This window comes from Microbacterium sp. PA5, from assembly GCF_049860775.1.
Classification (GTDB): domain Bacteria; phylum Actinomycetota; class Actinomycetes; order Actinomycetales; family Microbacteriaceae; genus Microbacterium.
This window is the reverse complement of the sequence record NZ_CP187567.1, coordinates 399351-423963: the sequence shown is the minus strand read 5'-3', so window position 1 is coordinate 423963 and position 24613 is coordinate 399351. Positions and strand designations below refer to the sequence as shown.

Below are 24613 nucleotides of genomic sequence, written 5' to 3'. Positions count from 1 at the left end.
TCAGGCCTCGGCGGCGACCACCTTCTCGACGATCTCGCACACCGAAGGAATGCTCTTCTCCGGCGGCGTCGGTGCCGAGCTCGGCGAGAGGGCGGCCGCAACGCGCCCCGCCACGAGCGGTGCGGCGAACGACGTACCGCTCCAGACGGCGAAGCCGCCGCGGAAGTCCTCGGGGCCGATCGTCAGGCGCTGCCGTTCGTACTCGTCATCTCGCGCCGACGCCTGCAGTCCCCCGTAGAAGTCGGGAAGCGTGCTCACGACCGCGGCCCCGACCGCGTACGTCCGCACCCACGGACCGACGTTGGAGAAGAGCGCTGTGGTGCGCCGGTCGGGGTTCAGCGCCCCCACCGAGATGTGCGGGGCGCCGCCGTCGGGGACGATGCCGTTGTCGGCGCCGGGCCACGCCCACAGCGACGCCGGGAACGTGGGGCGGTCGATCGCGTCGTTGCCCGCCGACACGATCACGGCCGTGCCGAGGTCGCGGAGCACGGTGAGCAGGTCGTAGAGGTCGCGCGTGTACAGACCGTCCTCCGGCGTCTCGTGGTAGTAGCCGAGAGACAGGCTGAGCACATCGATCGGGCGTCCGCCCTCATCCCCGTTCTGGTAGCGGGAGACGAGCACCCCCAGGTCCTCGATGACGGCGAGGAGGTTGGACTCCTCGACGAGCCCCTGGGCGTCGGCGACGCGCACGGCGAGGATGTCGGCATCCGGCGCGGCCTGGCGGACGATGCCGGCGATGAAGGTGCCGTGCCCCGACACCTCGTCGAGCTGTCCGTCGAGAGGTCCGTAGAGGTCGGGATAGATCTCGGGGTTCGCCTCGTCGTCGAGGCCGACCGGGCGCCCGTCGATGGTCACGTGCCGATCGACGATGTCGTCGGGCAGCCAGTCGTGGGTGCCCGCGCCGGTGTCGAGCACGGCCACGACCGCACGACGGTGCCCGTCGGGAACCGGGGTGCGCAGCGGCGCCGCCCCGACCCACGCGACCGGCTGCCGGCCACCGGACCCGTTGTCGGCGTACTCGCCGACCGGGTTGGTCTTGGTGAACGGATTCGTCTTCGTGAACGGGTTGGTCTTCGTGAAGGGGTTCGTCTTGGTGAACGGGTTCGTCTTGGTGAACGGATTGATCCCGATGGGGTCGACGGTCAGCACGTGGTCCAGCCCCACCCGGTCGAGGCCGGCGGCCCGCAGCGTCGCCGCCACGTCGACCTCGCCGTCCCGGCCCCGGACCGCGTCGCCCTGGAGCGCGTCGCGACGCACCTGCTGCAGCACCCGCCACGCATCGGGAAGGGCGGGCGAGATGCCGCGGACCTTCTCGTCGGGCGTGGTCAGCCGCACCCGGATCACCCGCGGTGCGCCGGGCAGACGGGGCGCGGGCAGCTCGCCCTGCTCGAGATCGGAGCCGTCGAGCAGCTCCGGCACGACCCCCCAGCCGAACGAGCGCGCGGCTTCGCGGACCCGGCCGTACGGACCGTCCTCCCGCTCCAGCTCCTTGTCGTCGGGCGCGAAGCTCACGAGCAGCCGGTGAGGCACATAGACGGTCTGGAACGCCTCGATGCCGTCGAGCGGCTCCGTGCCGGGGTCCAGCGCCACCGCCGAGATCACCGAGCCGCGGGCGCGGTCGCGCCACGACCATCCCTTCGGCTGCGGGGGTTCGGAACCGCGTCGCTCGTCGACCATGGGTCATCCTCTCGTGTGTGCCGCGGGGGCGGCCGGTGAGTCAGGCGTTCACACCTCGAAGCGGGGCGTGCGCAGCTCGGCCGGTGTTCCGGCATCCGTCGCCGCGGCGAGGATCACGCGCAGCCGCGTCATGCCGACCGGGATGCCGTCGAAGGCGAAGCGGCCGTGCTCGGGGGCCGTCGTCCAGGAGCGGCCGTCCTGCTCGAGTTCGATGGAGACGGCGGGCGCGTCGACCCAGCCGTCCACGCGCCGCAGGCCGGACTCGACCGGCACCACGTGCATGAGGACGCTGGCCGTGCCGTCGCTGAACTGCAGCGTGAGCGCGTCCGCGTCGCCGCGGACCGCCGCCAGGTCGGTCTGCGACACGAGCGTCAGCAGCGCGTACTCCCGCGACAGGTCGGCGGTCGCCACGGCGGCCACCATCCGGTCGACGAGGTCGGCCGGGGCCGGGTCGACGTCCTCCCAGGTGCGGCGCAGGGCCCGGAACAGCTCCGCGTCGGTCTCAGCGCTCATGAGGCGTCTCCTGTCCATCCGTCACCCGTCAGGGCGGTGCGCAGCTTCGCGAGGCACCGCTGCCGTGTCGGTCCGATCGATCCCACGGGCATCGCGAGGTCCTGTGCGATGCGGGCGTAGTCGGGACGCTCCTCGAAGGCGACGATCCGCAGCAGACGCCGGCAGCGCTCGTCGAGGATGCCGACGGCGCGCCAGAGCCGCGAGTCGCTGTCGGCGACCTGTGCGCGCTCCTCGGCGGAGACCTCGACCGGCAGATGCGGCTCGATCTCGGTGTCGTCCGTGGCGCGCACGCGCTGGTGCGCCTTCGCGGTGCGCCACGCCTCCCGGCGCGCGCATGTGGTCAGCCAGCCGGCTACCGCACGGTCCTCGGCGATGGTCTCGTGGCGGCGCACGAGCGTCAGCCAGGTGGTCTGGACGACGTCCTCGGCGAGCGAGCGCTCGAGCCCGTACGCGCGCACGACGTGCCACAGCACGGGCGTCATGAGGCGCACGAGGTCGTCCATGGCGCGGGTGTCGCCGCCGCGCCAGCGGGTGAACGCCGCGGCTGCCCGGTCCCAGATCGAGACGTCGCCGACCGACCGACCGTCGTCGTCGGGGTCGTCCCGCACGTGCGACGGGTCGGTTGCAGTCATACCGCCCATTGTGGCCACATCTTGAAGAGCGGGCCAGAGCGCCCCTGATACATCGGCGATGACACGTTCCTGGTCGTGTGCTCGGACCCCGCCTAGACTCGGGCCATGCGCCCGCTCGTCTACCTCTGCGTCCGTCCGCAGCAGGGTGCGGCCGCCGCCGAGTACGAGTCGTTCCGCAGCGCCATGAGGCTGGACGAGCAGTCACTGGAGCGCTGGGACCTCGTCACGGCGCCGCTTCCCGCGGACGCCGTCGAGCGCTGGCGGGGGGTCGTCGTCGGCGGGAGCCCGTTCAACGTCACGGATCCCGAATCGACGAAGACCGATGTGCAGCGCCGGCTCGAAGCCGACTTGGCCCGCCTCGCCCGGGAGGCCGCCGCCGGGTCCGTAGCCGCACTGTTCACCTGTTTCGGCATCGGCGTCGCGACCCGCGCCCTCGGCGGCGACGTCACCCGCGCCTACCCGGAGGACACCGGTCCGACGACCGTGTCGCTCACCGCCGACGCCGCCGCCGATCCGCTCTTCGGCGGGCTCGCCGACACGTTCGCGGCTCTGACCGCCCACAAGGAGGGCACCGGGCGCGTGCCCGAGGGCGCGGTGCTGCTCGCCACGAACGAGGCGTGCCCCGTGCAGGCGTACCGCGTGGGCGACCGCCTCTACGCGACGCAGTTCCATCCCGAGCCGACCGGCCGGGCCTTCACCGAGCGCATGGCGGTGTACCGCGACGACGGCTACTTCGCCGCGTCGGATTACGACGCGATCGCCGCACGCGTGCTGGCCGCCTCGCTCACCGAGCCGGTGCGCATCCTCCGCGCCTTCGCCGAGACGTTCTGACGCGGGGGCGGGGCGTTTCGTCTCGTCGCTGCGCTCCCCGCTCAACGACCGGGAGAAGCATCTCGGTCGTTGGGCGACGTTTCGTCTCGTCGCTGCGCTCCTCGCTCAACGACCGGGGGAAGGACGCTCGGTCGTTGGGCGACGTTTCGTCTCGTCGCTGCGCTCCTCGCTCAACGACCGGGGGAAGGACGCTCGGTCGTTGAGCGAGCGCAGCGAGACGAAACGAGACCACCCTCGACCCGGGGACCGGGGCGCCCCGGTGTCACACCATCCAGGCGGCCTGCCGGGCGGCGCCCAGGGCGACGTACTCGCCCGGCGCGGGCAGCTCGACGGGCACACCGAGCACGTCGGGCGCGACGCGTCGGACCGCCTCGGACTGCGCGGCACCGCCGATCAGCAGCGCCCGCTCGATCGGCACGCCGGCCGCCCGCAGCGCGTCCACTCCGGCGCCGAGCCCCCGCAGCATGCCCTCCACGGCCGCACGCGCCAGGTTCTCCCGCGTCGTCGAGGCGAGGGTCATGCCGGTGAGGGATGCCGTGGCATCCGGCAGGTTCGGAGTGCGCTCGCCCTCGAAGTACGGCACCAGCGTCAGCCCCGCCGCGCCCGGCTCGGCGGCGAGCGCGAGACGGGACAGCTCGGCATGGTCCACGCCGAGGAGCCGAGCGACGGCGTCGAGCACGCGCGCGGCGTTGAGGGTCACGACGATCGGGAGGAAGTGCCCGTCGGCGTCGGCGAAGCCGGCCACCGTCCCGGACACGTCGCGGACCGGTTCGGCGCTGATCGCGAAGACGGTGCCGCTCGTGCCGATCGAAACGACGACGTCGCCGAGACCGGCGCCGACGCCCAGGGCGGCACCCGCGTTGTCACCGGCGCCCGGGCCGACGCGGCGGCCGGCGGAATCGGCGACCGACTCGCGCGGGCCGAGCACGCGCGGCAGCACCGCATCGTGACCGAGGGCCGCGACGAGCAGCTCGCGGTCGTACGCGTCGTCGGCGGGGTTCCAGTACCCCGTGCCGGATGCGTCGGAGCGGTCGGTGACGAGCTCGTCCAGCGCCGCCTCCGCCGTCTCCCCCGATCCGTCCGCGACGGGACCGAAGCCGCGCAGGCGCCAGGTCAGCCAGTCGTGGGGCAGCGCCACCGCCGCCACGCGCGCGGCGTTGTCGGGCTCGTGGTCGCGCAGCCAGCGCAGCTTGGTGATCGTGAACGACGCCACCGGCACGAGCCCGGTGCGACGCGCGAGCGCGTCGGCGCCGAACTCGGCGATCAGGTCGGCGGCGGCGCCGGCCGAACGCGTGTCGTTCCACAGCAGCGCGTCTCGCACGACGCGACCCTGCGCGTCGAGGGCGACCATGCCGTGCTGCTGCCCGCCGATCGACCACGCGGCGACGTCATCCATGCCGCCGGCAGCGGCGATCGCCGTCTGCAGCGCCGTCCACCACGCCTCGGGGTCGACGCTCGTCCCGTCGGGGTGCGACGCGCGCCCCTCGCGGACGATCGCTCCCGTGTCCGTATCGACGATCACGACCTTGCACGACTGCGTCGAGCTGTCGACGCCCATCACGAGTGCCATGGCGGCATCCTTCCGTGTTCTGACTGCCGCGCGCGCGTCTCGGCGCCGAGAGGTCGTCCCGGCGCCGAGGGCGCTGCGGCGGTGCGGCGGCGGCCGATCAGCGTGCGCCGAGCAGGTGCTCGGTCGCGAGCTGCTGCAGGCGGACGAAGCCGAACCCCTTGCCGCCGAGGTAGGCGTCGGCGTCGAAGTCCTCGTAGGCGGAGCGGTCGGCGACGAAGTCGTCGTACGTCTCGCCCTCGCCGAAGGTCGGCTGCGACAGCTCGGCGACGCGCGCGGCGACGAGCGCCTCCTGCACCTCGGGGTCGGCGCGGAAGGCCGCGGCGCGCTCCTTGAGGAGCAGGTAGGTGCGCATGTTCGCGGCGGCGGACTCCCACACGCCCGTCTCGTCCTCGGTGCGGCTCGGCTTGTAGTCGAAGTGCCGCGGACCCGTGTAGGCCGGACCGCCCTGCGGGCCGCCGTGCTCGAGGAGGTCGACGAGCGCGAAGGCGTTGTGCAGGTCGCCGTGACCGAACACGAGGTCCTGGTCGTACTTGATCCCGCGCTGGCCGTTGAGGTCGATGTGGAAGAGCTTGCCGTGGTAGAGCGCCTGCGCGATACCGGCGGCGAAGTTCAGCCCCGCCATCTGCTCGTGCCCGACCTCGGGGTTGAGGCCGACCATCTCGGGGCGCTCGAGGGAGTCGATGAACGCCAGGGCGTGTCCGACCGTGGGCAGGAGGATGTCGCCGCGCGGCTCGTTCGGCTTGGGCTCGATGGCGAAGCGCAGGTCGTACCCCTTGCTGACCACGTAGTCGCCGAGGAAGTTGACCGCCTCGCGGTAGCGCTCCAGCGCCGCCTGGACGTCCTTCGCCGAGTCGTACTCGGCGCCCTCGCGGCCGCCCCACATGACGAAGGTCTGCGCACCGAGCTCGGCGCCGAGGTCGATCTGCCGCAGCACCTTGCGGATGGCGAACCGGCGGACGTCGCGGTCGTTGGAGGTGAAGCCCCCGTCCTTGAACACGGGCGCGCTGAAGAGGTTCGTGGTCACCATGGGGATGGTGAGGCCGGTGTCGGCGAGCGCGCCCTTCAGTCGGTCGATCTGCGACTGGCGCTCGGCTTCGGACGAGCCGAAGGCGACGAGGTCGTCGTCGTGGAAGGTGAGGCCGTAGGCGCCGAGCTCCGCCAGCTTCTCGACGACGTGGACGACGTCGAGGGCGGGACGGGTGGGGCCGCCGAACGGGTCGGTGCCGTTGTATCCGACGGTCCAGAGCCCGAAGGTGAACCGGTCGGCCGGGGTGGGAGAGATGGGCATGACGCTCCTTTGCGCGACGTGCGGGGAATTGTTGTGGTCTACAACCTATACCCGCGGCCCGTGCCCGTCCAGTGGCAGACGCCGGATGATCGTCGCCCGCCTCGCCCGCGGGCAGCGCATTTCGGAATCAGCGCAACAAAAGCCGCCCGGGCTCTACAGTGGACGAGTGCGTGAGACGGTGGGCGTTCGCCAGGCCAACCTCGCCCGGCTGCTGCACCTCGTGCACCACAGCGGGCCGATCTCGCGCGCCGCACTCACGGAGGCGACCGGGCTCAATCGCTCCACGATCGCCGACCTCGTCGCCGAGCTCGTCGGCGAGGGCCTCGTCATTGAGCGCGCGCCCGACCCGAGCCGGCGGGTGGGACGGCCGTCGCCGATGGTCGCCGCCGACCCCACGGTGCTCGCCCTGGCCGTGAACCCGGAGGTCGACGCCGTCACCGTCGCGGCGGTGGGGCTGGATCGCCGGATCGCGGCCCGCGCGCGCATCGAGGTGCCCGAGCCGCCGACGCCCGAGAGCACCGTCGCGCTCACCACCGCCCAGCTCGCCGCGTGGCGTGACGGCGACCTCGCCGCCGCCCGGATCGTCGCCATCGGCGTGGCCGTGCCCGGCCTCGTGCGCCGCGTCGACGGCCTCGTGCGCGAGGCTCCGCACCTCGGCTGGACCGACGCCCCTCTCGGCGACCTCTTCCAGGCGGCGACCGGCCTCACCGCCTTCGTCGCCAACGACGCGAGCCTCGGGGCGCTCGCCGAGCACCTGTTCGGCGCCGCCGTCGGAGTCGACGACGCGGTCTACCTCAACGGCGGCGCGAGCGGCATCGGCGGCGGACTCATCGTCAACGGGATGCCGGTGACCGGTGCCGGCGGCTACGCGGGCGAGTTCGGCCAGAACCGGCCGGGCATCGCCGACGCCGCCGACCGCCGCGCCCCGGGAGGCGTGCTGGAGGACGAAGTGAGCCGGTCGCGGCTGCTGGAGGCCGTCGGTCTCGCCGGCGCCGACGAGCCGACGCTCGCCGCCGCGCTGGCCGAGGCCGCCCAGGCGGACGCCTCGGCCATCGTCGGCGACGAGGTGGCGCGTCAGCGCCGCATCCTCTCCACCGCGCTCGCCAACGCCGTGAACGTGCTCAACCCGCAGGTGGTCGTGCTCGGCGGCTTCCTCGCGACCCTCGCGACCTGGGACCTGCCCGAGCTCACCGACCTCGTGCGCGCCCAGTCGATGCCCGCGAACGCGGCCGACGTCGCGCTGCTGCCCGCCGCACTGGGCGAGGATCGGCTGCTCATCGGCGCCGCGGAGGCCGCCTTCAGCGAGCTGCTGCGCGACCCCCTGAGCTCGAGCGGATCACCGAGCTCGGCCGGGTCGTCGTCGCCGGCGGAGCCGTCGTCGCGCGAGGGATGAGCTTGGTCGGAAGCCGCAGGTGGGTGACCTCCGGCTCCTCCCCCCGCAGCAGCGCGAGCAGCATGCCTGCCGCCTCCGCGCCCAGCCGTCCCATGGGCTGACGGACCGTCGTGAGCGCCGGCGCGTGCCGGGTGGCCTCGGGGATGTCGTCGAACCCGACGATCGACAGATCCCGCGGCACCTCGAGCCCCAGGTCCGCCGCGACCTGCAGGATCGCGAGCGCGGAGATGTCGTTCGCGGCGAAGATCGCGGTGGGCCGATCGGCGGTCGAGAGCATGTCGATCGCGACCTCCCGCGCGGTCGACTCCTGATAGCGGCCCGCGCCGACGTACGCGGGATCGAACGGGATCCCGGCGTCGGCGAGCGCGCGGCGGTAGCCCGCGTCGCGCGCGATCGAGGAGCGCAGGTCGGCCCGCCCTGCGATGTAGCCGATGCGCCGGTGCCCGAGCTCGATGAGGTAGCGCGTCGCCTCCCGGGCCCCGCCGAAGCTGTCGCACTCGACGATGGGCAGGTCGGCCGGCCCGGCGTGGGGGTCGACGGCCACGAGCGGCACCTCGGTGCTGACGTTGACCACCGTGGGGGTCACCATGATGGCGCCGTCGATGAGCGTGCCACTCAGGCGCGACAGCGAGCGGCGCTCCCAGCCGTCGTCGTCGCCGCGGGAGCCGGTGTAGGCGAGGAGGTCGTAGCGGGAGTCGCGCAGCGCCTCGCCCACGCCCTTGAGCACCTCGGCACTGAAGGGCTCGAAGTCGGCGACCAGCACGCCGATGACCCCGGTGCGGCGCGAGCGCATGCTGCTGGCGATGAGGCTGGACTCGTAGCCGAGCTCGGCGACGGCGCGAAGCACCCTGTCGGCGGTCTCCGTCGCCACGCCGTAGCGGCCGTTCATGGCCTTGGAGACCGTGGCCACCGAGACGCCTGCGCGCGCGGCGACATCGTGGATCGTCGGTCGCCGCTGGGTCATGTCGCCAGGATAGCCGGCTGGAAAACGGTTTCGAAAACGTTTGACACCGTTTTGTTGTGTTTAGAAACTTATGCAACCGGCCGCACCGCCGGGATGCCGACTCGACGAAGAGAACAGGAATCACATGAAAGCCCACAAGATCCTGGCCGGGGCCTCGCTCCTGATCGCCGGCTCGCTCGCGCTCAGCGCCTGCGGCGGCGGGGGTGAACCGGCCGCCGAGGGCGGTCCGGTGGAGATGACGCTCTGGCAGAACTCCACCACCGGTCCCGGACAGGAGTTCTGGAAGAACGCGATCGCCGCCTTCGAGGCGGAGAACGACAACGTCACGATCACGATGCAGTCCGTGCAGAACGAGGACATGGACGGCAAGCTGCAGACCGCGCTCAACGCCGGCGACCCACCCGACATCTTCCTCCAGCGCGGCGGCGGCAAGATGACCGCCATGGTCCAGGCCGGACAGCTCATGGACCTCACCGACCTCATCAGCGACACCGCCCGCAGCGAGATCTCCGAGGGGTCGTTCAAGGCCGAGACCTACCAGGACAAGGTCTGGGCCATGCCCCTGGCCGTGCTCCCGTCGGGCTTCTGGTACGCGTCCGACCTCTTCGAGGAGGCCGGCATCACCACGACGCCCACCACCGTCGACGAGCTCAAGGACGTCGTCGGCTCCCTCAAGGACGCCGGCATCGCCCCCATCGCCCTCGGCGCCAAGGACGCCTGGCCCGCTGCGCACTGGTACTACAACTTCGCGCTGCGCGAGTGCAGCCCGGCGACCATCGAGGCCACCGGCGACTCGAAGGACTTCAGCGACGCGTGCTGGCTGAAGGCGGCGCAGGACCTCGCCGACTTCGCGGCCATCGAGCCGTTCAACGAGGGCTTCCTCACCACCTCCGCCCAGCAGGGCGCCGGAAGCTCCGCGGGCCTGGTCGCCAACCACCAGGCCGCCATGGAGCTCATGGGTGCGTGGGATCCCGGTGTGATCGCCTCGCTGACGCCCGACGAGCAGCCCCTTCCCGACCTCGCCTGGTTCCCGTTCCCGGAGCTGTCCGGCGGCGCCGGTGAGCCCGGCTCGATGATGGGCGGCGTCGACGGGTACTCGTGCTCGGCCAAGGCGCCCAAGGAGTGCGCCGACTTCCTGAACTTCGTCGCCTCCGCCGACCAGCAGAAGGCCTACTACGAGGCGTTCAGCGCCCCGCCGGTCAACACGGTCGCCCAGAGCGCGGTGCAGGAGGAGTACCTGCAGCAGGTGCTCGAGGCCTACAACAAGGCGCCGTTCGTCTCGCAGTGGCTCGACACGGTGCTCGGCCAGAACGTCGGCAACGCGCTCAACGTCGCCGTCGTCGACCTGCTCGCCGGCAAGAGCACGCCCGAGCAGATGATGCAGTCGGTCGCCGACGCGGCCAAGAAGGGCTGACGGGCATCATGACCCTCAGCGAGACATCTGTGACGCACGCGCCGCAGACGGATCTCGCGCAGCACGGCGGGGGCGGCCACACGCCGCCCCCGCCCTCGCCGCGCCGCCGTCCGCGAGGGATCGGCTGGTCCGGCCGACTGGAGATCGCCCTCCTCGTCGGACCGGCGCTGCTGATCTTCCTCGGCTTCGTCATCTTCCCCGTCGCGATGGCGGCCTACTACGGCTTCTTCCGCTGGCAGGGCTACGGGCCGCCCACCGACTTCGTCGGCCTCCAGAACTACCTGACGATCATCACCGACCCCACGTTCCTCGAGGCGCTCGGCCACAACGGCTTCATCGTCATCGCGTCGATCGTGCTCCAGGGACCGGTCGCGGTGCTGCTCGCGCTCCTCCTCAACCGGCGCATGCGCGGGCAGTCCCTCATCCGGGTGCTCATCTTCGTGCCCTACGTCATCGCCGAGGTCGTCGTCGGCACCGGCTTCGGCCTCATGCTGCAGACCCAGGGCGCGCTCAACGGGCTCCTGCAGGACCTCGGACTGGGGAACCTGGCCCAGGACTGGATCTCCGATCCGTCCATCGCGATCTGGACCCTCATGGCGATCCTCACGTGGAAGTACGTCGGGTTCGCGGTGATCCTCTTCCTCGCGGGACTCCAGGGCATCCCGGAGGAGCTCTACGAGGCCGCCGCCCTCGACGGCGCCGGCTACTGGCAGACCCACTGGCGCATCACGCTGCCGCTGCTGGCACCGACCCTGCGGATCTGGGCGTTCCTCTCGATCATCGGGGCGCTGCAGCTGTTCGACCTCGTCTACATCATCTGGGGACAGTACGTCGCCTCCACCGCCGGCACCTCGACGATGGCGACCTACATGGTCGTCAACGGACGCAACGCCGGCAACTTCGGCTACGGCAACGCCGTCGCCGTGGTGATCTTCGTGATCTCGCTGATCGTCGCGCTCATCTATCAGCGCTTCGTGCTCCGCCGGGACACCGAAGGCGCCCTCACGGAAGGGAAGAAGGGCCGATGACCGCCGTCGCCGCACCCGCCACCGTCGCCGTCGTCACCCCCCGAGGGCGTCGCGGCCGCCGGGAGAAGCTCCCCTGGGGCAACCCCGTCGTCTACTTCGTGGCCCTCGTGGTCATCGCGCTCATGCTCGCGCCGGTGCTGTACATCATCATCGGCGGGTTCCGCAGCAACTCCCAGATCACCGTCGACCCGGCGGGCTGGCCCGACCCGTGGAACATCGAGAACTACCTGACGGTGCTCACGGGACCGCAGTTCTGGAACCAGGTGCTGAACTCGGTGATCACGGCCACCGCGACCACCGCCGGCGTCGTGGCGCTCGGGCTCATGGCCAGCTACGTCATCGCCCGCTACCGCTTCCGCGGGCGCGGCGCGCTCTACGCGCTGTTCGCCGCGGGCCTCATGTTCCCCATCACCGTCGCGATCACGCCGCTGTACATCGTGATCCGCGACCTCGGGCTCATGAACTCGCTCGGCGGCATCATCCTCCCGCAGATCGCCTTCGCCCTCCCGACGACCATCATCATCCTGGTGCCGTTCCTGCGGGCGATCCCCGACGAGATCCAGGAGGCCGCGTTCATCGACGGCTGCAGCCGGCTCGGCTTCTTCTGGCGCATGGTGCTGCCGCTGTCGGTGCCGGGCGTGATCACCGTCGGCATCCTCGCGTTCATCGGCAGCTGGAACAGCTACCTCCTGCCGCTGTTCATCCTCAACAACGAGGCCAGCTACACGCTGCCCCTCGGGGTGCAGGCCTTCTCATCGCAGTACTCGGTCGACACCGCCAAGGTGCTCGCCTTCACCTCGCTGTCGATGATCCCCGCGCTCGTGTTCTTCAGCCTCTTCGAGCGCCGCATCGTCGGCGGCCTCACCGGGGCCGTCAAGGGCTGAGCCGGCCCCGGCCCGCGCACCCGTCCCTCGCACCACCGCGCACCACCGCGCACCAAGGAGATCCCGATCGTGACCCTCACCTCCCCCGCCGTCTCGACCCGCGTCGCGAGCCTCCTGGCCCGCATGAGCCTCGAGGAGAAGATCGCCCAGCTCGTCGGGTTCTGGGTCGACCAGGGCGACGAGCTCGTGGCGCCGATGGCCGGCGAGATGGCCAGCTCCACGCGCTACGAAGACGCCGCCCGCCACGGCATCGGGCACCTGACGCGCGTCTACGGCACCCGGCCGGTCGATCCGGTCGAGCGCGCCGGCTGGCTGTGGGGCGAGCAGCGCCGGCTGGTGGAGGAGACCCGGCTGGGCATCCCCGCCATCGTCCACGAGGAGTGCCTCACCGGGCTCGCCGCCTGGAAGGCGGCCACCTTCCCCACACCGCTCGCGTGGGGAGCATCGTTCGACCCCGAGCTCGTCGAGCGCATGGGCCGCCTCATCGGAGAGTCGATGAGCGCGCTGGGCATCCACCAGGGGCTGGCCCCGGTCCTCGACGTCATCCGCGACCCGCGCTGGGGACGCGTCGACGAGTGCATCGCCGAGGACCCGTACGTGGTGGGCGTCCTGGGCACCGCGTACGTGCGCGGCCTCCAGGACGCCGGCGTGCACGCCACGCTCAAGCACTTCGTCGGGTACTCGGGATCGCAGGGCGGGCGCAACCACGCGCCGGTCCACGCCGGCCCGCGCGAGCTCGCCGACGTCTTCCTGCCGCCGTTCGAGATGGCGGTGCGCGACGGCGGGGTGCGCTCGGTGATGAACTCCTATGCCGAGATCGACGGGGTGCCGGTGGCGGCCACGCCGGCATACCTCACCGATCTCCTGCGCGGGGAGTGGGGCTTCGACGGCGTGGTCGTGTCGGACTACTTCTCCGTCGCGTTCCTGCACACCATGCACGGGGTCGCACAGGACCTCGGCGAGGCGGCCGTGCTCGCGCTGTCCGCCGGCATCGACGTCGAGCTGCCCACCGGCGACGCGTTCACGGGGCCGCTGATCGAGCTGGCGCGCTCCGGAGGGCTGGACCCCGAGATCATCGACCGCGCCGTCCTGCGGGTGCTCACCCAGAAGGACGAGCTGGGCCTGCTCGACGCCGTCTTCGACGAGCCGCCGACGTCCGTCGACCTCGATTCCCCGGCTCACCGTCAGGCGGCCCGCGATCTGGCGACCGCCTCGATCGTCCTCCTCACCAACGACGGCACCCTGCCGCTGCAGGCGCCGGCGCAGGCGCCGCTCCGGGTCGCGGTCGTCGGGCCCAACGCCGACAGCGCCGAGGCGCTCATGGGCTGCTATTCGTTCGCCAATCACGTGCTCGCCCACCATCCCGGGGTCCCCCTCGGGTTCGAGATCCCCTCGTTCGCCGCCGCGCTGACCGACGCGCTGGACGGCGCAGAGGTCACCCTCGCACACGGCTGCGACGCCGAGGGCGAGGACCGGTCCGGCTTCACCGCGGCCGAGGACGCCGCCCGCTCCGCGGACGTCGCGTTCGTCGTCGTCGGCGACCGCGCGGGTCTGTTCGGCCGGGGAACCGTCGGAGAGGGCAACGATGCGGAGTCGCTGGAGCTGCCCGGCGTGCAGCGCGAGCTCGCGGAGCGGATCCTCGCCACCGGCACGCCGGTCGTGCTCGTGGTGGTATCGGGCCGCCCCTACGCGATCGACTGGGCACTGCGCGGCGAGCACGCCGCCGCGGCGGCCGTACAGGCCTTCTTCCCGGGCGAGGAGGGCGGCACGGCGCTGGCCGACATCGTGACCGGGCGGGTCTCGCCCTCCGGACGCCTGCCGGTCTCGCTCCCCCGCTCCGCCGGGGTGCAGCCCTACTCCTACCTCCACCCGCTCCTGGGCGGCCCGAACGAGGTCACGAGCGCCGACAACACCCCCGCGCTGCCCTTCGGCCACGGACTGTCGTACACCGCGTTCGCCCACGACGCCCTCGAGGTGCCGGCCGGGGCCGACGCGGGGGCGGGATTCCCGGCCAGCGTGCGGGTGCGCAACACGGGCTCCCGGCGCGGGGCGGACGTCGTCCAGCTCTACGCCCGCGACCGGTTCGCGAGCGTCACCCGGCCGGTGGCGCAGCTCGTCGCGTTCGCCCGCGTCGAGCTCGAACCGGGCGAGGAGGTCACCGTGCACTTCGACGTGCCGGCCACGCGGCTGGCCTTCGCCGGCAGGGACGGCCGCCGCATCGTGGAGCCGGGCGCCATCGACCTGTGGGTCGGCCCGTCGTGCGCGGAGCGCGAGACGACGGCCGTGCTCGAGCTCACCGGAGCGGTGCACGAGGTCACCGCGGCGGATCGCCGGATCGTCGACGTGTCGATCCGGCGCTGACGCCCGCCGGCGGCTCCGCGGCTCGCCGCCGCGCCCCTCACTCCAGCGTCAGCTCGACCGTCGCGAAGGCGTGCGCCGGGAGGGTGAGGCGGAGGACGCCGTCGGCACCGACCTCGGCGTCGAGCGGCGCGGGGGCGACCGCGTCGGGGGCCTCGGGAGTGTTGTGCGCCTGCGCGTCGGGCCCCGTGAGCACCCGCGCCCGCGCGACGACGGCCCGACGGCCGCGGAGGTCGACGGTCACCGGCAGCGGACCCTCGATCCCCGAGTGGGTGAGTGAGAGCAGCGCGGTGGCCCCGCGCGTCGACGCCGACAGCGAGAGGAGGGGCAGCTCCTCGTCGCCGACGGTGGCGGCCGGGGAGCGCACGACGTGCGAGGGCGCCGAGGCGGCGTCGTGGTGACCGACGTTCATCTCGTACACGTGGTAGGTCGGCGTGAGCACCAGCCCTCCCTCGTCGTCGGTCAGGATCATCGCCTGCAGCACGTTGAGGGTCTGGGCGATGTTGGCCATCCGCAGCCGCCCGGCGTGCCGATGGAAGGCGTCGAAGTGCAGTCCCGCCACGAGCGCGTCGCGCACGGTGTTCTGCTGGAAGAGGAAGCCCGGGTTGGTGCCCGGCTCCACCCGCCACCAGGTCCCCCACTCGTCGCACACCAGTCCGATGCGGCGCTCGGGATCGTACGCGTCCATCACGGCCTCGTGGGCGGAGATCACCCGCTCGACGCCGGCGGCGTGCGCGAGCGTCCGGTAGTACTGTTCGGCGTCGAACTCGGTGGCCGACTCCCGCTGTATGCCCGTTCCGGAATGCGTGTAGTAGTGGAACGAGATCGCCTGGTACGGGGACGCCTGCGGGTCGGGGGTGTTCGACGAGACCGCCGACGCCATCAGGGCGTGGGTCCACCGCAGGTCCGCGTCGGCGGCGCCCGCGGCGATCCGCGTGAGCCGGTTGCCGTCGTGGTCGCGGCAGAACGTCGCATACCGCCGCGCCAGCGACGTGTAGTAGTCGGGCGTCATGTGGCCGCCGCATCCCCATGCCTCGTTGCCGAGGCCCCAGAACGCGACCTGCCAGGGCTCGTCCCGCCCGTTCGCCCGCCGCAGCCGCGCCATGGGGCTGTCGCCGGAGCGGGTCAGGTACTCGACCCATTCGCTCATCTCCTGCACGGTGCCGCTGCCGACATTCCCGTTGACGTACGCGTCGGCGCCGAGCATCTCGCAGAGGTCCATGAACTCATGGGTCCCGAAGGCGTTGTCCTCGACCACATCGCCCCAGTGCGTGTTCACCATGGTCGGGCGCTCTGCGCGGGGGCCGACCCCGTCGCGCCAGTGGTACTCGTCGGCGAAGCATCCCCCCGGCCAGCGCAGGTTCGGCACGCGCAGGGCGCGGAGGGCGTCGACCACATCGGAGCGGATGCCGCGGACGTTCGGGATGTCGGAGTCCTCCCCGACCCAGAATCCGCCGTAGATGCACCGCCCCAGGTGCTCGGCGAAGTGCCCGTAGAGGTGGCGGCTGATGGTGTCTCCGGTGACATCCAGATCGACGACGGCGTGAGCGGCGGACATTGGTGCTCCCTTCCTGGGACGACCCTCGCAAACCCGCCGCGCGCGCGCCATCGGTGTGCGCAAAAATAGAGGATGCGCTCCTCGCCGACCCTCGCCGCGATCGCCGCCGCCTGCGGCGTGAGCGCGAGCACCGTCTCGCGGGCCCTGCGCGGGGCGGGTGACCTGTCCCCCGCGACGCGCGCCCGGATCGCCGCCGAGGCCCGCCGTGTCGGCTACGACCGCGGCGCCACCGCCCGCGGCCGCCCCCGCCGGCAGGCTGACGACCTCATCGATCTCGTGCTGTCCCACTTCGGGGGACCGTGGGCCGACGAGGTGATCGCCGGTGCGCGGGCGGCGGCCTCCGACCGCGGGTACGACCTCGTCCTCACCGGCGAGCGCGACGCCCCCGGCGACGACTGGCCGGAGCGCCTGCGGGCCCGCCGCCCGGCTGGGGTCGTGCTCGGGCTCCTCCTTCCCACCGACGCGCAGCTGCGCGTCGTGTCGGCCACCGGCATCCCCGTCGTGCTCCTCGATCCGCGCTCCGACCAGCGCCACCCCCTGCCGTCGGTGCGCTCGACCGACCGCACGGGTGTGCGCGACGCCGCCCGCCTGCTGCGCACGCGCGGCGTCTCCGCCGTCGTGGTCGTCGAGGGGGCGCCGTCGTACCGCTTCGGCCGTGACCGCGTGGCGGGCTTCCTCGCCGGGCTCGGAGACGATGTGCCGTGCGAGCGGGTGCACGCGTCGTGGGGTGCGGAGGAGGCGCGAGCAGCTGCCCGCCCGGCCCTGCGCCGGGCGACGGCGGGCGGCGGGACCGTGGGCGTGTTCGCCTGCTCGGATGAGATGGCGGTGGGCGTCTACCGCGCGGCCGACGACCTCGGGCTGGCGGTCGGCCGCGACGTGCTCGTGGTCGGCTTCGACGACATCCCCGCCGCGGCGTGGCTCTCCCCGCCTCTCACCACGGTGCGACAGCCCATCCGCGACATGGCCGCCGCCGCGGTGACCGCCGTGGCCGACATCGTCGAGGGACGCCCCGGCTCCCCCGGCCCGCGGGACTTCGCGACGCGGCTCGTCCGCCGCGGATCGGCCTGAGCCGTCGCCCGGTGCGGCGCGGTCAGGCGGCCGTACCGGACGTCGCCGCCCCGGGACGCCACGCGACGCGCACGAGGACGGCCGCGAAGAGGACGACCATCGCCGCGACGATCGCGGCGATGGCGATGGGCGTCGACGCCGGCTCGCCCGTGGCCCGCGCGACGCCGATCCACACGAGGCCCCACGCCATGGCGACCGCCGGCGCGAGGCGTCCTCCGGTGCCGAGGGCGAGGGCCGACCCGATGACGGCCACGACGGCGAGCACGCCGATCGCGACCGGCTCGGCGGCACCGGCCCACGATGCGGGGGCGACCTCCGCCGTGAGCCACGCGGTCACGTTGGCCACCGTCGCCAGGGCCACCCAGCCGAGGTGGAGGCCCACCGTGACGTCCATGAGCCCCACGTCGAGGGGTCCCTCCGGCGGCTGGGCGACGAGCACGCGCAGCGTCGCCGCCAGGGCGACGAGCAGCACGACGATCGCGATGACGGTGGCGATCAGGTTCAGGAACTGCGCGGCCAGCAGCCAGGCCCCGTTGAGCACCGCGGTGAGGGCGATCCAGCCGCCGACCGCGCGCTGCCGGGCACGGCTGCGCTGCCCGGGGAGCGCCTGCCAGACGGCGTAGGCCGCCATGAGCACGTAGATGACCGACCAGATGGCGAACGCGGGACGGTCGGGGGCCAGCACCGTCGAGTCCGCGTCCAGCGCTCCGCCCTGCAGATCACGCACGTTGGTGCCGCCGAACAGCCCGGTGCCGACCATGGCCGCGACGATCATGAAGCTCACCGCGGAGAGCACGGCGACCTGTCGGACGATATCGGCGCGGGGCGTGGGGGAGGCCATGATCCGAACGTAGGCGCTGCCGGCGGCCGGCGACAGGGCCTTGACAGTGCCCGGGGCTAGGCCGGTCCGACGACCAGCGCGGTCTCGGGCGGGAGCACCCACTTCTCGGTGCGGCCGCCCTCGCCGTCGCCCGGCTCGCCGCGGGTCGTGAGCCACAGCGTCTCGCCGGGGCGGACGGGCACCTCCCACGGCACGGCGGAGAGGTTCACGAGCACGCGCGCGTCGCCGCGGGCGAGTTCGTAGACGCGGCCGCCGATCGCCTCGGCCGCCGCCCCGCCGTGACCTGCCGAGCGCGGGTCGGTGAGCTCCGGCCGCTCACGGCGCAGCCGCGCCAGCCGCCGGTAGAGGTCCAGGAGACGGGCGTGGTCGCCGCCCTCCGGCTCGCTCCAGTCGAGGACCGATCGCCGGAAGGTCTCGGGGTCGTTGGGATCCGGCACGAGCGACTCGTCCCAGCCCATCCGTGCGAACTCCGCCTTGCGTCCCGCGGCGGTGGCCGCCGCCAGCTCGGGCTCGGGGTGGGAGGTGAAGAACTGCCAGGGCGTCGAGGCCCCCCATTCCTCACCCATGAAGAGCATCGGCGTGCCCGGCGCGGTCAGGGTCAGGACCGCCGTCACGGCCAGCCGCTCCGGCGACAGCGTCGCGGAGAGGCGGTCGCCGGCCGCGCGGTTGCCGATCTGGTCGTGGTCCTGGGCGAAGGTCACCAGACGCCACGAGGGCACGTCGTCGGGCAGGGGCGCGCCGTGGTCGCGTCCGCGGAACGACGAGTGCGTGCCGTCGTGGAAGAAGCCCGACGCCCACACCTTCGGGAGCGCCTCGAGGGCGTCGAAATCCGCGTAGTAGCCCTCGACCTCTCCCGTGACCGCGACGTGCACGGCGTGATGCCAGTCGTCCGACCACTGCGCGGTGAGGCCGTGCCCGCCGGCCTCGCGGGGCAGGATCATGACGGGATCGTTCAGGTCGCTCTCGGCGATGAGGGTGAGCGGACGGCCGAGGTGGGCGCTCAGCGCATCGGTGCGCTCGGCGAGCTCGCGGAGGATGTGCACCGGGCTGTCGGGCGACTCGCGCAGCGCGTGCACGGCGTCCAGGCGCAGCCCGTCGACGTGGTGGTCGCGCATCCAGGACAGCGCGTTGTCGACGATGAAGGCGCGCACTTCCGGCCGGTCCAGGTCCAGGCTCGCGCCCCAGGTGTTGTGCTCCGCGTCACGCAGGTAGGGCGCGAACTCCGGAAGGTAGTTGCCGCTCGGGCCCAGGTGGTTGTAGACGACGTCCTGGATGACGGCCAGTCCGGCGCCGTGCGCCGCGTCGACGAACCGCTGGTAGGCCGCGGGGCCGCCGTACTCCTCCTGCACCGCGTACCAGAGCACGCCGTCGTAGCCCCAGTTGTGCGTGCCGTTGAATCCGTTCACGGGAAGCAGCTCGATGTGGGTGACGCCGAGCCCCACCAGGTGGGACAGTCGGGCCGCCGCCGCATCGAGGGTCCCCTCGGGCGTGAAGGTGCCGACGTGGAGCTCGTAGATCAGTCCGCCCGCCAGCTGCCGGCCGGTCCACGCGGCATCGGTCCAGGCGAAGGCGGTCGGATCGAACCAGGCCGAGGCCTCGTGCACCCCGCGCGGCTGGCGACGCGACCGCGGGTCGGGACGGAGGTCGTCGCCGTCGCCGAGGACGAAGCCGTACTCGTCACCGCTCGCGAGGGCGATCTCCGACCGCCACCAGCCGGCGTCCTCCGCCAGCTCGACGTCGTCGAGTCCCGGCCTGCGCAGTCGCACGCGCGCCGCCCGCGGCGCCCACACCTCGATCATCCCCGGCCTCTCTCTCGTCATCGCCGCGAACGGCGGGTCGTCATCCGCGTGGAACGGCAGGCGGTCATCGCACTCACTCGACCGGCGCCAGCAGCGCCACCGGATAGAGGTCGAGCAGCTCGGCGAGGGCCAGCTCGCCGCCCGCGAAGAGACGACCCGTGAGCACGTCGACGGTCGGGCCGCTGTGGCGGAGCAGGACGGTGTCGCGCCATCCGCCGGCAGCGGCCAGGCCCACGGGAAGCCGCGTGGCGACGGCGAGCGCGCCACCGCGGTCGAACGCGATCGCATGCCCGGACGCCGGCCCGGCGACCGTCATGGGCGTGTACCGGGTGAACAGCTCGGGACGGTCCCGGCGCAGCCGCAGCGCGCGCGAGGTCAGCAGCAGCTTCGCGGCGCCCGAATCGTCCACCGGGGGCAGCAGCCCCTCGTCGAGCTCGGCGAGCAGGCGTCGCCGCGCGGCGAAGTCGACCGGCCGGCGGTTGTCGGGGTCGACGAGCGACAGATCCCACAGCTCGGTGCCCTGGTAGACGTCGGGGACACCCGGGCCCGCCAGCTGCAGCAGCTTCGCCGAAAGGGCGTTGGACCACCCGGCCGGCGCGATGTCTGCGACGAGGTCGTTGACGATCGACACGGCGCGGCCGTGCGCCGCGGCCACGAGGTCGTCGATGCGCTCCTCGAACCCGGCGTGGGGCGCCGCCCACGAGGTGCGCTCGGCGGACTCGCGCGCCGCCTTGATCGCATAGTCCCGGAGCCGTGCGGACGCCGCGGGCCATGCGCCGACGATCGCCTGCCAGACCAGGGCGTCGAAGGGGCCGTGCCCGGTCGAGGCGACCTCCCGGAGCCGGTCCAGCGCCGTCGCCCAGCGCTCGGGCACCTCGGCCAGCACCGACAGCCGGGCGCGCACGTCCTCGCTGCGCTTGGTGTCGTGCGTCGACAGCGCGGTCATCGCGTGGGGCCACGCGGACTGGCGGCGCTCGGCCGCGGCGTGGAATCCGTCGACGTCGAGCGAGAACACCGACGGGTCGCCGCCGACCTCGGTGAGGGTGCCCAGGCGGGTGTCGCGATAGAACGCGGCATCCTCCACGCCCTTGGCCATCACCGGCCCGGTCGTCTGCATGAACCGGCGTGACAGCTCGAGGCCTGGATCCGCCAGAAGCGGCGCGATCGCAGCCACCGCCGGAGCGAGGTCCGGACGGCGGGACGCAGCCTCGGCGGCCGCGCGGTCCAGATGCTCGCGGCCGTCCGGAAGGTAGGAGCGGTAGACGGGGAAGCAGGCGAGCAGCTCGGCGAGCGCGTCGCGGGCGACATCGGCGCCCAGCGCGTCCCGCACCGGCGCGGGAAGGCACCGCACGAGCCGGCCGACCTCCGCAGCCTGCGCTCCGTCGGCCACGCCGCGCTTGGTCTCGTGGGTGAGGTCTGCCCAGCCGGGCGACGGCGGGAGGCCCGTGTCGGCGCGCAGGCGTGCGTCGAGGGCGGTGAGCCCCGCCTCGCCCCGGGGATCGATGAGCACGCGGTCGACCTCGGCCATCGCGTCGTAGCCGGTGGTGCCGTCGGTCGCCCACCAGCCCGGGAGCGTCTCGCCGTGCTCGAGGATCTTCTCCACGACGACGTAGGGTGCCTCGTCGTCGTCCCGCACGCCGCGTACGGCCCGCTCCAGGTCGTCGAGATACCCGCCGGGATCGGCGAGGCCGTCGGGATGATCGATGCGCAGCCCGTCGGCGAGTCCGTCGCGGAACCAGCGGAGCACCTCGCGGTGGCTGGCCTCGAACACCTCGGGGCGCTCGACCCGCACCCCCGCGAGGGTCGTGATCGTGAAGAACCGGCGGTAGTTGAGCGCGTGGGCCTCGTCGCGCCAGTGGACGAGCTCCCAGTGCTGACGAGCGAGCACGGCCGCCACCTCCTCGGCATCCGAGGTCTCCGCCGCCGGGGCCGTGCCGTCCGCCAGCGGCAGCACGGTGTCGAAGTAGCGTGCGAAACCCGTCGCCCCCGCCCACCCGATCGCGTCCGCCCCGCGCTCGTCGGAAGCGGTGCCGGACCCCGCGGGCCCGGCGTCGCCGACGCCCGCCGGGAGCCCGGGTGAGACGGTCAGCTCACCGGCGCGGATCACCTCGTCCAGCGTCGATCCCAGCACCGGCAGGCGCACCCGGCCGTCGCCGTGGTCCCCGTCGATGTCGAAGGCTGCGGCGAGCGTCGAGTCCCGGCCCCGACGGAGCACGTCCGCCCACCAGGGGTTGTGCCGGGGATCGGCGACGCCCTGGTGGTTGGGCACGATGTCGACGAGGATGCCGAGGCCCTCCCCGCGCGCGGCCGCCGCGAAGCGGGCGAGCGCGTCCGGCCCGCCGCGGGACTCGTCCACGCGCGTGGGGTCGACGACGTCGTAGCCGTGCTCGGACCCCTCGGCCGCCTGCAGGATGGGCGAGAGGTAGACCCAGTCCACGCCGAGATCGTGCAGGTACGGCACGAGCGCCGCGGCGTCGTCGAGGCCGAACGAGGGCCGGATCTGCAGCCGATAGGTCGAGACGGGGCGACGGGTCATGACTTCCCGCCCGCTCAGCCGGGCAGCTCGGCCTGCGGCGCGTGCGCCGGGATGGTGTCGATGGGAGTGGTGCGCGCCGCCAGCGACGCGGCGACGGAGTGGTCGACGTCGGGCTCGGTCTCCTCGTGGTCGCGCAGCACCACCAGCGCCTTCGGCTGGAGTGCGAATGCGTCGCCGCCCGCGAGCGGCTCACTGTCCGCGCGCTCACCGGACGTGTCGATCACGACCTCCCACCGCGGACTAGCGTCGACGTCCGGGATCGTGAAGTCCACCGGCTCGTCGCCCGCGTTGAAGAGGAGGAAGAAGTGCCGGTCGTGGATCTCCTCGCCGCGGCGGTCGCGCTCGCGGATGCCGTCGCCGTTGAGGAACACGCCGATCGCCCGACCGAAGCCGGAGTCCCAGTCCTCGGGCTGCATCTGCGTGCCGTCCGGACGCACCCAGGCGATGTCGGGGATGGGCGCCCCCTCCTCGCGGCGCACGGGGCGGCCGTTGAAGAAGCGGCTGCGGCGGAACGTCGGGTGCTCCCGGCGCAGCCGCGCCAGCGCCGCGGTGAACTCGATGAGCGGCTGGTCGATCGAGGTCCAGTCGACCCAGGTCACCTCGTTGTCCTGCGCGTACCCGTTGTTGTTGCCGCCCTGCGTGCGGCCGAGCTCGTCGCCGTGGCTGATCATCGGCACGCCCTGGCTGAGCAGCAGCGTCGCCAGGAAGTTGCGCTGCTGGCGCGCCCGGCGCGTGAGGACCGCGGGGTCGTCCGTGGGGCCCTCGACGCCGTTGTTGGAGGAGCGGTTGTGCGACTCGCCGTCGTTGCCGTCCTCCCCGTTCGCGTCGTTGTGCTTCTCGTTGTACGAGACGAGGTCGCGCAGCGTGAACCCGTCGTGGGCGGTCACGAAGTTGATCGACGCCACGGGCCGCCGGCCGGAGTGCTCGTACAGATCGGCCGAGCCGGTGAGACGGGATGCGAATTCGCCCAGGGTCGACGGCTCGCCGCGCCAGAAGTCGCGGACGGTGTCGCGGTACTTGCCGTTCCACTCCGTCCACTGCGGCGGGAAGTTCCCGACCTGGTAGCCGCCGGGACCGATGTCCCACGGCTCGGCGATGAGCTTGACCTGCGAGACCACCGGATCCTGCTGCACGAGCTCGAAGAAGGCGGCCAGGCGGTCGACTTCGTAGAACTCCCGGGCCAGCGTCGCGGCGAGGTCGAAGCGGAACCCGTCGACGTGCATCTCGAGCACCCAGTAGCGCAGCGAGTCCATGATCAGCTGCAGCGTGTGCGGGTTGCCGACGTTCAGGCTGTTGCCCGTGCCGGTGTAGTCCGTGTAGTAGCGCTTGTCGTCGTCCTCGAGCCGGTAGTACGCGACGTTGTCGATGCCCTTCATCGACAGCGTGGGTCCCAGGTGGTTGCCCTCGGCGGTGTGGTTGTAGACGACGTCGAGGATCACCTCGATGCCGGCGGCGTGGAGCGCGCGCACCATCCCCTTGAACTCCTGCACCTGCTGGCCGCGCTGGCCGAGGGCGGAGTACGTGTTCTGCGGGGCGAGGAAGGCGATCGTGTTGTAGCCCCAGTAGTTCGACAGCCCCTTCTCCTGGAGCGTGGAGTCGTTGACGAACTGGTGCACCGGCATGAGCTCGATGGCCGTGACGCCGAGCTTCTTCAGGTGCTCGATGATGACCGGGTGCCCGATGGCGCTGTAGGTGCCGCGGATCTCCTCGGGGATCTCGGGGTGCAGCTGGGTGAGCCCCTTGACGTGCGCCTCGTAGATCACGCTCTCGGCGTACGGCGTCTTGGGCAGGCGGTCGCCGGCCCAGTCGAAGAACGGGTTGACGACGACGCCCTTCATCATGTGGGCGGCGGAGTCCTCGTCGTTGTGCGAGTCGGGATCGCCGAACGTGTAGCCGAAGACCGGCTGTCCCCACTCGACCTCGCCGTCGACCGCCTTGGCGTAGGGGTCCAGGAGCAGCTTGCTCGGGTTGTAGCGGAGCCCGTTCGCGGGATCGTTCGGTCCGTGCACGCGGTAGCCGTACCGCTGCCCCGGCTGGATCGTCGGAAGATAGGCGTGCCACACGTACGCGTCGACGTCGCGCAGCTCCACCCTCGTCTCGGCGCCGTCATCGTCGAAAAGACACAGCTCGACCCTTTCGGCGCCCTCGCTGAACAGCGCGAAGTTGGTGCCGTTGCCATCGAACGTGGCCCCCAGGGGATACGGAGCTCCCGGCCATACCTGCATGCGAAACCTCCTGATGCACACCCTACTTCGCTCG

Annotated in this window: 18 protein-coding genes; 7 read left to right on the top strand and 11 right to left on the bottom strand. The window is 72.5% G+C overall.

All coding sequences use genetic code 11. The features are described from left to right. From ACPWUT_RS01950 to ACPWUT_RS01940, 3 genes are read right to left on the bottom strand one after another with little or no spacing between them, the layout of a single operon-like run. Complete coding sequence (locus tag ACPWUT_RS01950; RefSeq protein WP_284528748.1) at positions 1–1677, bottom strand: S8 family peptidase; 1677 nt, start codon at positions 1675–1677, stop codon at positions 1–3. A 48-nt stretch (positions 1678–1725) separates the two neighbouring features. Beyond that, the gene (locus ACPWUT_RS01945; protein WP_284528747.1) at positions 1726–2190 is read right to left on the bottom strand and encodes a hypothetical protein; all 465 of its coding nucleotides are present in this window, start codon (positions 2188–2190) and stop codon (positions 1726–1728) included. Beyond that, complete coding sequence (locus ACPWUT_RS01940; protein WP_284528746.1) at positions 2187–2822, bottom strand: RNA polymerase sigma factor; 636 nt, start codon at positions 2820–2822, stop codon at positions 2187–2189. The genes ACPWUT_RS01945 and ACPWUT_RS01940 overlap by 4 nt, the downstream gene beginning before the upstream one ends. 105 nt (positions 2823–2927) lie before the next feature. On the opposite strand from ACPWUT_RS01940, the gene ACPWUT_RS01935 reads away from it, so the two are divergent. Next, positions 2928–3653: a glutamine amidotransferase-related protein gene (locus tag ACPWUT_RS01935; protein WP_425840084.1), complete on the top strand. Its 726-nt coding sequence runs from the start codon at positions 2928–2930 to the stop codon at positions 3651–3653. 262 nt (positions 3654–3915) lie between these two features. Here the strand turns inward: ACPWUT_RS01935 and xylB are convergent, their stop codons facing one another. Together xylB and xylA are read right to left on the bottom strand one after the other, a co-directional pair. After that, positions 3916–5223: a xylulokinase gene (gene xylB / locus ACPWUT_RS01930; RefSeq protein WP_425840081.1), complete on the bottom strand. Its 1308-nt coding sequence runs from the start codon at positions 5221–5223 to the stop codon at positions 3916–3918. A gap of 97 nt (positions 5224–5320) precedes the next feature. Then, positions 5321–6511: a xylose isomerase gene (gene xylA / locus ACPWUT_RS01925; protein WP_425840078.1), complete on the bottom strand. Its 1191-nt coding sequence runs from the start codon at positions 6509–6511 to the stop codon at positions 5321–5323. Positions 6512–6677: 166 nt separating this feature from the next. On the opposite strand from xylA, the gene ACPWUT_RS01920 reads away from it, so the two are divergent. Beyond that, entirely contained in the window at positions 6678–7904 is a 1227-nt protein-coding gene (locus tag ACPWUT_RS01920) for an ROK family transcriptional regulator (RefSeq protein ID WP_284528742.1), read from the top strand. Here the strand turns inward: ACPWUT_RS01920 and ACPWUT_RS01915 are convergent. Further along, on the bottom strand, positions 7810–8868 hold the full coding sequence (locus ACPWUT_RS01915) for a LacI family DNA-binding transcriptional regulator (protein WP_284528741.1): 1059 nt from the start codon (positions 8866–8868) through the stop codon (positions 7810–7812). The genes ACPWUT_RS01920 and ACPWUT_RS01915 overlap by 95 nt on opposite strands. A gap of 124 nt (positions 8869–8992) precedes the next feature. On the opposite strand from ACPWUT_RS01915, the gene ACPWUT_RS01910 reads away from it, so the two are divergent. The 4 genes from ACPWUT_RS01910 to ACPWUT_RS01895 all read left to right on the top strand — a co-directional run bounded on the left by ACPWUT_RS01910 (position 8993) and on the right by ACPWUT_RS01895 (position 14555). After that, entirely contained in the window at positions 8993–10282 is a 1290-nt protein-coding gene (locus tag ACPWUT_RS01910) for an ABC transporter substrate-binding protein (RefSeq protein WP_284528740.1), read from the top strand. Positions 10283–10290: 8 nt separating this feature from the next. Further along, positions 10291–11310 (top strand): carbohydrate ABC transporter permease, encoded by a 1020-nt coding sequence (locus ACPWUT_RS01905; protein WP_284528739.1) that lies wholly within the window; start codon positions 10291–10293, stop codon positions 11308–11310. Further along, complete coding sequence (locus ACPWUT_RS01900; protein ID WP_284528738.1) at positions 11307–12194, top strand: carbohydrate ABC transporter permease; 888 nt, start codon at positions 11307–11309, stop codon at positions 12192–12194. The genes ACPWUT_RS01905 and ACPWUT_RS01900 overlap by 4 nt, the downstream gene beginning before the upstream one ends. Before the next feature lie 123 nt (positions 12195–12317). Further along, complete coding sequence (locus ACPWUT_RS01895) at positions 12318–14555, top strand: beta-glucosidase (protein ID WP_425842341.1); 2238 nt, start codon at positions 12318–12320, stop codon at positions 14553–14555. A gap of 37 nt (positions 14556–14592) precedes the next feature. On the opposite strand, the gene ACPWUT_RS01890 is transcribed toward ACPWUT_RS01895, so the two are convergent. Continuing rightward, positions 14593–16110, bottom strand: coding sequence for an alpha-N-arabinofuranosidase (locus ACPWUT_RS01890; RefSeq protein ID WP_284528737.1), 1518 nt, complete (start codon positions 16108–16110; stop codon positions 14593–14595). Positions 16111–16182: 72 nt separating this feature from the next. Here ACPWUT_RS01890 and ACPWUT_RS01885 point away from each other — a divergent pair, with 72 nt between their 5' ends. Next, positions 16183–17178 (top strand): LacI family DNA-binding transcriptional regulator, encoded by a 996-nt coding sequence (locus tag ACPWUT_RS01885; RefSeq protein WP_284528736.1) that lies wholly within the window; start codon positions 16183–16185, stop codon positions 17176–17178. 22 nt (positions 17179–17200) lie between these two features. Here the strand turns inward: ACPWUT_RS01885 and ACPWUT_RS01880 are convergent, their stop codons facing one another. The 4 genes from ACPWUT_RS01880 to glgX form a co-directional block, all read right to left on the bottom strand. Continuing rightward, positions 17201–18019 carry a tryptophan-rich sensory protein gene (locus ACPWUT_RS01880; RefSeq protein ID WP_425840069.1) on the bottom strand — a complete coding sequence of 273 codons (819 nt, stop codon included), beginning with the start codon at positions 18017–18019 and terminating at the stop codon, positions 17201–17203. Between the two features lie 56 nt (positions 18020–18075). After that, positions 18076–19818 carry a malto-oligosyltrehalose trehalohydrolase gene (treZ, locus tag ACPWUT_RS01875; protein ID WP_425840066.1) on the bottom strand — a complete coding sequence of 581 codons (1743 nt, stop codon included), beginning with the start codon at positions 19816–19818 and terminating at the stop codon, positions 18076–18078. 73 nt (positions 19819–19891) lie between these two features. Continuing rightward, positions 19892–22354 carry a malto-oligosyltrehalose synthase gene (gene treY, locus ACPWUT_RS01870; RefSeq protein WP_425840063.1) on the bottom strand — a complete coding sequence of 821 codons (2463 nt, stop codon included), beginning with the start codon at positions 22352–22354 and terminating at the stop codon, positions 19892–19894. A 14-nt stretch (positions 22355–22368) separates the two neighbouring features. Further along, positions 22369–24579 carry a glycogen debranching protein GlgX gene (gene glgX, locus ACPWUT_RS01865; RefSeq protein ID WP_284528732.1) on the bottom strand — a complete coding sequence of 737 codons (2211 nt, stop codon included), beginning with the start codon at positions 24577–24579 and terminating at the stop codon, positions 22369–22371. Positions 24580–24613: the final 34 nt, after the last annotated feature.

Excerpts from the sequence above, each read along its gene's own strand:
- treZ (WP_425840066.1), bottom strand. The coding sequence starts at position 19,818 with ATGATCGAGGTGTGGGCGCCGCGGGCGGCGCGCGTGCGACTGCGCAGG.
- treY (WP_425840063.1), bottom strand. The coding sequence starts at position 22,354 with ATGACCCGTCGCCCCGTCTCGACCTATCGGCTGCAGATCCGGCCCTCG.
- ACPWUT_RS01880 (WP_425840069.1), bottom strand. The coding sequence starts at position 18,019 with ATGGCCTCCCCCACGCCCCGCGCCGATATCGTCCGACAGGTCGCCGTG.
- ACPWUT_RS01935 (WP_425840084.1), top strand. The coding sequence starts at position 2,928 with ATGCGCCCGCTCGTCTACCTCTGCGTCCGTCCGCAGCAGGGTGCGGCC.
- ACPWUT_RS01945 (WP_284528747.1), bottom strand. The coding sequence starts at position 2,190 with ATGAGCGCTGAGACCGACGCGGAGCTGTTCCGGGCCCTGCGCCGCACC.
- xylA (WP_425840078.1), bottom strand. The coding sequence starts at position 6,511 with ATGCCCATCTCTCCCACCCCGGCCGACCGGTTCACCTTCGGGCTCTGG.
- ACPWUT_RS01910 (WP_284528740.1), top strand. The coding sequence starts at position 8,993 with ATGAAAGCCCACAAGATCCTGGCCGGGGCCTCGCTCCTGATCGCCGGC.
- ACPWUT_RS01940 (WP_284528746.1), bottom strand. The coding sequence starts at position 2,822 with ATGACTGCAACCGACCCGTCGCACGTGCGGGACGACCCCGACGACGAC.
- ACPWUT_RS01915 (WP_284528741.1), bottom strand. The coding sequence starts at position 8,868 with ATGACCCAGCGGCGACCGACGATCCACGATGTCGCCGCGCGCGCAGGC.
- ACPWUT_RS01895 (WP_425842341.1), top strand. The coding sequence starts at position 12,318 with ATGAGCCTCGAGGAGAAGATCGCCCAGCTCGTCGGGTTCTGGGTCGAC.
- glgX (WP_284528732.1), bottom strand. The coding sequence starts at position 24,579 with ATGCAGGTATGGCCGGGAGCTCCGTATCCCCTGGGGGCCACGTTCGAT.
- ACPWUT_RS01900 (WP_284528738.1), top strand. The coding sequence starts at position 11,307 with ATGACCGCCGTCGCCGCACCCGCCACCGTCGCCGTCGTCACCCCCCGA.
- xylB (WP_425840081.1), bottom strand. The coding sequence starts at position 5,223 with ATGGCACTCGTGATGGGCGTCGACAGCTCGACGCAGTCGTGCAAGGTC.
- ACPWUT_RS01950 (WP_284528748.1), bottom strand. The coding sequence starts at position 1,677 with ATGGTCGACGAGCGACGCGGTTCCGAACCCCCGCAGCCGAAGGGATGG.
- ACPWUT_RS01885 (WP_284528736.1), top strand. The coding sequence starts at position 16,183 with ATGCGCTCCTCGCCGACCCTCGCCGCGATCGCCGCCGCCTGCGGCGTG.
- ACPWUT_RS01890 (WP_284528737.1), bottom strand. The coding sequence starts at position 16,110 with ATGTCCGCCGCTCACGCCGTCGTCGATCTGGATGTCACCGGAGACACC.
- ACPWUT_RS01905 (WP_284528739.1), top strand. The coding sequence starts at position 10,291 with ATGACCCTCAGCGAGACATCTGTGACGCACGCGCCGCAGACGGATCTC.